Raw genomic sequence first — 5,495 nt, 5'->3', positions numbered from 1 at the left:
TCGCTGGGCGTCTCGCTGACCGTTACACCGGTACTGGCATCGTTGTTGTTGGTCGGCCGGCGCGTCTGGCAAATCGTTGTACCGATTCTAGCTTTCGGCATCGCTGCGTTAACGATGTACTGGGTCGTCCCGCGAGCGATTCACATTCTGCACTTGCCGTTTGAACTGCCGGGTAATCCACTGTGGTGGTCGCTCGTCCTGACGCCAGTGGTTTGGGTTCTGATTCAAGTGATCGAAAGACTGCTGGGTGGTCCCGAAGCCGAAGAAGGCCGGTTGCTGGAGGGACTCAAAGGCATTGCCGGTTTGGCGATTAACTTCAGTACCAAATTCGCCGGTCCCGTGTTGGGCGTCGCGGCCGTCATGGTGACGTTCGCGTTGTTCGCGGTTTCGCAACTCGAACGTGACTTCTTGCCGCCGTTCAACGAGGGAGCCGTTCAGGTCAACGCGTTGCTTGCACCGGGCACATCGCTGGCGACGAGCAACCAGATCGGGCAGAGCGTGCAAGAGGAGTTGATGAAGATCGAATCGGTCAAGTCGGTCGCGCGTCGAACAGGCCGAGCGGAGCTTGACGAACATGCCGAAGGCGTCAACGTCACCGAGTTGTTCTTGGAGATCGCTGACGACGCGGATCGCGAAGGCACGATCCAGCAGATTCGCGAAACGATGGAGGACATTCCGGGCGTGGTGTCGAGTACCGAGCAACCGCTGGCGCACCTGATCAGTCACATGATCTCGGGTGTCAAGGCGCAAATCGGCATCAAGCTCTTCGGCGACGATCTAGACGTGTTGCGGAACAAGGCTGAGGAGATGAAGAGACGCATCGCGGACGTGCCGGGCTTGGCCGACGTGATGATCGAACAACAGACCAACATTCCACAGCTTCGCATCGAGCTGAATCGCAAGGCTCTAACGCAAAACGGGCTGCGACCGGCCAACGTCATGGAACTGGTCGAGACCGCGATGAACGGGCAGGTCATTAGCCAAGTGCTGCTCGGCCAACGCACGTTTGATCTGATGTTACGAATGGATGAACCGTACCGCGAGGACGTCACCAAACTCAAGCGTCTTGCCGTCCCACTTCCCGATGGAGGCACGTTGCCGCTTGAGGCGGTGGCGAACATCTACGAGAGCGGCGGGCCGAACATGATCAAGCGCGAACAGGTACGGCGTCGAATCGTGTTGCAAGCCAACGTTTCCGAGCGAGGCGTCGTGGACGTTGTCAGCGAAATCAAAACGCGACTGGCAGATTTGGAATTGGAGCCGGGTTACTTCATCGAATACGGCGGCCAATTTGAAAGCCAGCAATCGGCAACGCGTCGATTGATGATTCTTTCGGGCGTCGCGTTGCTAGGCATGTTCTTGGTGCTTTACACGTTGTTTGGCAACGTCAACTTCTCGATGCAGGTGTTGGTTGCGTTGCCGACGGCGTTCATCGGAGCGGTCGCGGCACTCGTCATCACGGATCAAAACCTAACGGTCGCAGCGATGGTCGGTTTCATCTCGTTGTGCGGCATTGCCAGTCGCAACGGCATCCTGCTGCTGAACCACTACATCCACTTGGTCGAACACGAAGGCGAATCGTGGACGGGTGAGATGGTGCGTCGCGCGGGCCAAGAACGGATGGCTCCAGTGCTGATGACGGCACTGACGTCCGGCATCGGTTTGCTTCCGCTCGCACTCGCCGCGGGCGAACCCGGCAAAGAGATTTTGTATCCCATCGCCACCGTGATCGTTGGCGGATTGTTGACCAGCACGTTGGCGGAGTTCTTCGTTCGACCGGCGTTGTTTTGGACGATCGGTGTCGGCGCGGGCCAGCAGATTGTTCGCGATCACGCGGGAGACATAGGAGATGAGAAATCGGGCATGGGGAGTGAACACCTCAGTCCTGAACCTGAATTGGTCACAAGTTAGTTGTTTGTTCCGGTGCGTTGCCGGAGTGATGTTTTCTGTTTGAGAAGGTTTCCACGGAGGATTTGAAATGTTGAATTTACGGATGTTTGCAGTCGCGGCTTTGGTCGCATCGATTTCGTTGGGTGGCATGTTGGCGAAGGCCGCTGAGCCGAACACGGCTGCCAAAGAACTGGTGTCGTATCGCTTGGAGAAGTGGAAGACCACACACAGCGAAGGCGAGAAGGCGGACAAGTTGGTCGGCACACTGAAGAAACTTCGCTGCGAAGTCAAAGTCGGCTCGCACGGCGGACACATGGACGTCAACTACCGCTGTCCAAAGTGGCAGCAGATGGCGTTGAAAAGCCACGAAGAAGCTCACCAGTGGGAAGCATGGTTAAAGAAGCTCGGCTTCGAGACCAAACACGCTCACTAAGAATCGCGGAATTGGGAATGGGGGATAGGGAACTTCGTTCTATCCCCCATTCCATTCCCTGACTTTCATCCGCTCATCCCCATCCTCTCATCGGTATCCAAAATGAAAATTCATCTATTCGCTCTGACCCTCGCTTGCTTCACTCTTCTCGGATGTTCAAAGAAGGACGTGCAGGTCTCCGAAGCTCCGGAAGCATCTGGCCCTGTCGAGATAGACGAAATGCCACCGATGATTGAGATGGATGGGCATCCCGAGCACGGACCCCACGGCGGCGAGTTGGTCGAACTAGGCAAAGAAGCGTTCCACATCGAAATGATGCACGGCACCGGAGCGGTCGCCATGTATGTCCTTGATGGTTCGGCAACGCAGCCGGTCGCGATCGAAGCCGAAAAGCTAACGGTCAGCCTAAAGCATGATGGCAAAGTGAAGTCGTTCGAGCTTCCCGCCGACCCGCAAGGCGAAGACGCAGCTGGCAAGTCGTCACGATTCGCTTCGACCAATGCCGAAATGGACCAGTGGCTCGAAGCCGAGGCCGAAGGTGCGGTCATCGTGCAAATCGAAGGCAAATCCTACACAGGCAAGATTTCGCATGATCACGATCATGACCACTAAGAACGTGAAATCCACAACTGATAATTGACCAATTGAGCATTAAACAATTTGCTCCAGTCGTGTGCGGTGTCTCACCGTAGACGGCAAGGCTCCCGACCCATCATACGACTAGCCCTCGTTGGGTCGGGAGCCGCTTTTCGTAATAGACAAAAGACGACGAAATCATGATAGACAACAAGAGCCGCTCTCAAGTCAATGCAATCCTGCCCGGCGACCAGCCGCATTGGTACCCCCGGTGGGTATTGGTATAACTTCTTCAATGGGCCAGCCCGATGAACGCAAATCGACCGAAACGATCGCCTCCGAGACAATCGCCGCTGCGATATCTGGAGATCGTTCTGCGTTGCGCTCGATCTACCAGGCGACGTCGGATCGTGTGTTTCGCTTGATGGTTCGGATGGTCGGTCAGCAGGACGCCGATGACTTAACGCAGCAAACTTTCGTCCGAGCGTTTACGAAGCTCGATCAATTCAGTGGCGAGTCGAAGTTTGAAACGTGGCTGTATCGACTGGCCACCAACGAGGCATTGCAACATCTGCGCCGCGAGAAACATCGGCGGACCGAAGAACTGGTGGTCGAGCCGACCGCTGACCAAACCGACCACATTGAGCAAGACGAACGAGTCGCAATGGTACGCCAGGCACTCGATCAACTCGATCCGGAACTACGGGCGATCTTCACGCTCAAAGAAGAGAGCGGTCTGTCATACCAAGAGATCGCCCAGACGCTAGACATCCCCGAAGGTACTGTTGGATCGAGGTTGAACCGGGCACGGCGTGAATTGCGGAGGTTGATAGATGGGAGTCGGGAGTGAGGGAGGAGCGAGTTGTGTTCTCCCTTCTCCTTCACCCCCAACACCCCTACTTCTTATTGAGGGCAACCTACAGTGCGATCCAACTGGGCGATCGTGCCGGCTAGCGTAGCGTCGATGCGGGCGAGTTGGGTCTCGAACATTAAGAGCTCGCGGTAGGTTTCTATCAGCGTGAAGAAGTCCGTGCGTTTGCCACGGTAGTCGGCGATCGAAAGTTCAAGTGTGCCTTCGGTGCGGGGAATGATGCGGTTTTCATAGATATCGCGTTGTTCCGCCAATGCGTCGGCTTGAACGATCAGGCGACGGATCTTTCCGTAGAGTTCGTCGCGTTCGGCTTCGAGGCGACGGGTGGTGCTGCTGCGTCGGTGAGCGGCTTCGCGGATGCCGGCGTTAATCTTTTCCCGCCAGATCGGCAGCGTCGTCCCAAAGCTGATGCTCAGGTTGTCGTTCCCGTTGGCGACAGGACTGATCACATCGTGACCGTCGCTGATCAATCCCCAGCTGAGGCCGACATTGAAGTCAGGATACTGCTGCAAACACGCCAAGCGTTCCTTGTCGCGGTCGCGTTGAATTTCCCACGCAAGACCCCGCAGTTTTGGATTGCATTGTTCGGCCAACGCGATCAATTCTTCAATTTGCTGGGGCGTGTCAGTGATACCGAGTTCATCCGTTGCTTCGGGAAGCAAGTCAACAGGTTGTTGCAGCAGCGTTGCGAGGTCGGCTTGGGCGACTTGCTTTTGTCTGCGAAGCGTGATGAGTTGTTCGTCGAGGCGATCGGTTTCAAGCTGAGCGCGCAGCACGTCTTGTTGCGAACCACCGCTGCGGTAGCGGGCTTCGGCAACGTCAGTCAAGTCAGCGACGAGGTCTTTGGTTTCCTCGATGATCGCGATCGCACGTGTGGCAAACCAGACTTCGTAGTATGCCAGTCGTACGGACTCAGTGATCTCGCGAGCGATTCCGTCGACTTCGGTTTGAGCGATCTGGACTTCGCGACTCGCAATGATGGCTTTCGTTTTTAGCTTGTCGGGAAACGGGACTTTCTGGTTAACCGACATCTGATTTCCGACACGACCGCCTGCGGTTTGCAACGCGTTGTCATGGAACGGCCAGAACGTGTTGTTGAACGTTGGGTCGGGAAGTGCTTTGGCTTGCGGGATGACGTTTGATGCGGCGGCGACTCGCTGTCGTGCGGCAAGGATTTTCGGGTGCCGCGATAGTGCTTCGTTGACGAAGAACTCGACTGGGGCGGTGGGGGAGCGGGGAGTGGGGGAGTCTGGGAGAGGGGGAGTCTGGGCGCGGGTGCTCGTCGACCTCGAAGGAGACGGTGCCCTTGCGGGTCTTCACCTCGAAGGGGACGATCTCGTCGGCGAACCTGCCCGCCTCCTGGGCCGCGGCCCAGCGGGTCTGGCTGTCCATGGCGTAGGCGTCGGCGTCGTCGCGCGAGATGTCGTACTGCTCGGCGAGGTTCTCGGCCGTGATGGCCATCGGCATGCCGGTGTACGTGTCGGTGAGGCTCTCCCAGAGGAGGTCCTTCATCTCGGGGGCCTTGCCGAAGCGGGCGCCGTCGCGCAGGCCGTGCACGACGTGCGGGGCCTGGCTCATGGACTCGGTGCCGCCGCAGAGCACCACCTTGGCCTGGCCGGTGAGGATCTGCTCGGCGGCGCTGACGACCGCCTGGAAGCCCGAGCCGCACAGGCGGTTGAGGGTGAGCGCCGGGACGCGCTGCGGGACCCCGGCGCGCAGGCCGAC

The 5,495-nt window shown here is 57.7% G+C and carries 5 protein-coding genes and 1 pseudogene; 4 read left to right on the top strand and 2 right to left on the bottom strand.

Annotated features, from left to right (window positions below):
- From ACF8AM_RS03585 to ACF8AM_RS03570, 4 genes are all read left to right on the top strand, one after another.
- The coding region (locus tag ACF8AM_RS03585) for an efflux RND transporter permease subunit (RefSeq protein WP_392554312.1) at window positions 1-1,911 on the top strand (1,911 nt) is incomplete at its 5' end.
- A gap of 67 nt (window positions 1,912-1,978) precedes the next feature.
- A complete protein-coding gene (locus ACF8AM_RS03580; RefSeq protein ID WP_196784629.1) occupies window positions 1,979-2,323 on the top strand; it encodes a hypothetical protein in 345 nt (114 codons plus the stop codon).
- Window positions 2,324-2,425: 102 nt separating this feature from the next.
- Window positions 2,426-2,935, top strand: coding sequence for a hypothetical protein (locus tag ACF8AM_RS03575; RefSeq protein WP_145295139.1), 510 nt, complete (start codon window positions 2,426-2,428; stop codon window positions 2,933-2,935).
- A 259-nt stretch (window positions 2,936-3,194) separates the two neighbouring features.
- Window positions 3,195-3,749 (top strand): RNA polymerase sigma factor, encoded by a 555-nt coding sequence (locus tag ACF8AM_RS03570; protein WP_145295136.1) that lies wholly within the window; start codon window positions 3,195-3,197, stop codon window positions 3,747-3,749.
- A 53-nt stretch (window positions 3,750-3,802) separates the two neighbouring features.
- Here ACF8AM_RS03570 and ACF8AM_RS03565 read toward each other — a convergent pair whose 3' ends face one another.
- Entirely contained in the window at window positions 3,803-4,945 is a 1,143-nt protein-coding gene (locus tag ACF8AM_RS03565) for a TolC family protein (RefSeq protein ID WP_392554313.1), read from the bottom strand.
- Window positions 4,842-5,495 (bottom strand): annotated as a pseudogene (locus tag ACF8AM_RS03560) (hypothetical protein); the annotation flags it as partial. The gene ACF8AM_RS03565 and the pseudogene ACF8AM_RS03560, both read right to left, overlap by 104 nt.

It is taken from the genome of Rhodopirellula sp. JB055, assembly GCF_043100905.1.
Taxonomy (GTDB): domain Bacteria; phylum Planctomycetota; class Planctomycetia; order Pirellulales; family Pirellulaceae; genus Rhodopirellula.
Note: the sequence above shows the minus strand (reverse complement) of the source record. Positions and strands in the feature narration are given on the sequence as shown.

Excerpts from the sequence above, each read along its gene's own strand:
- ACF8AM_RS03570 (WP_145295136.1), top strand. The coding sequence starts at position 3,195 with ATGGGCCAGCCCGATGAACGCAAATCGACCGAAACGATCGCCTCCGAG.
- ACF8AM_RS03580 (WP_196784629.1), top strand. The coding sequence starts at position 1,979 with ATGTTGAATTTACGGATGTTTGCAGTCGCGGCTTTGGTCGCATCGATT.
- ACF8AM_RS03575 (WP_145295139.1), top strand. The coding sequence starts at position 2,426 with ATGAAAATTCATCTATTCGCTCTGACCCTCGCTTGCTTCACTCTTCTC.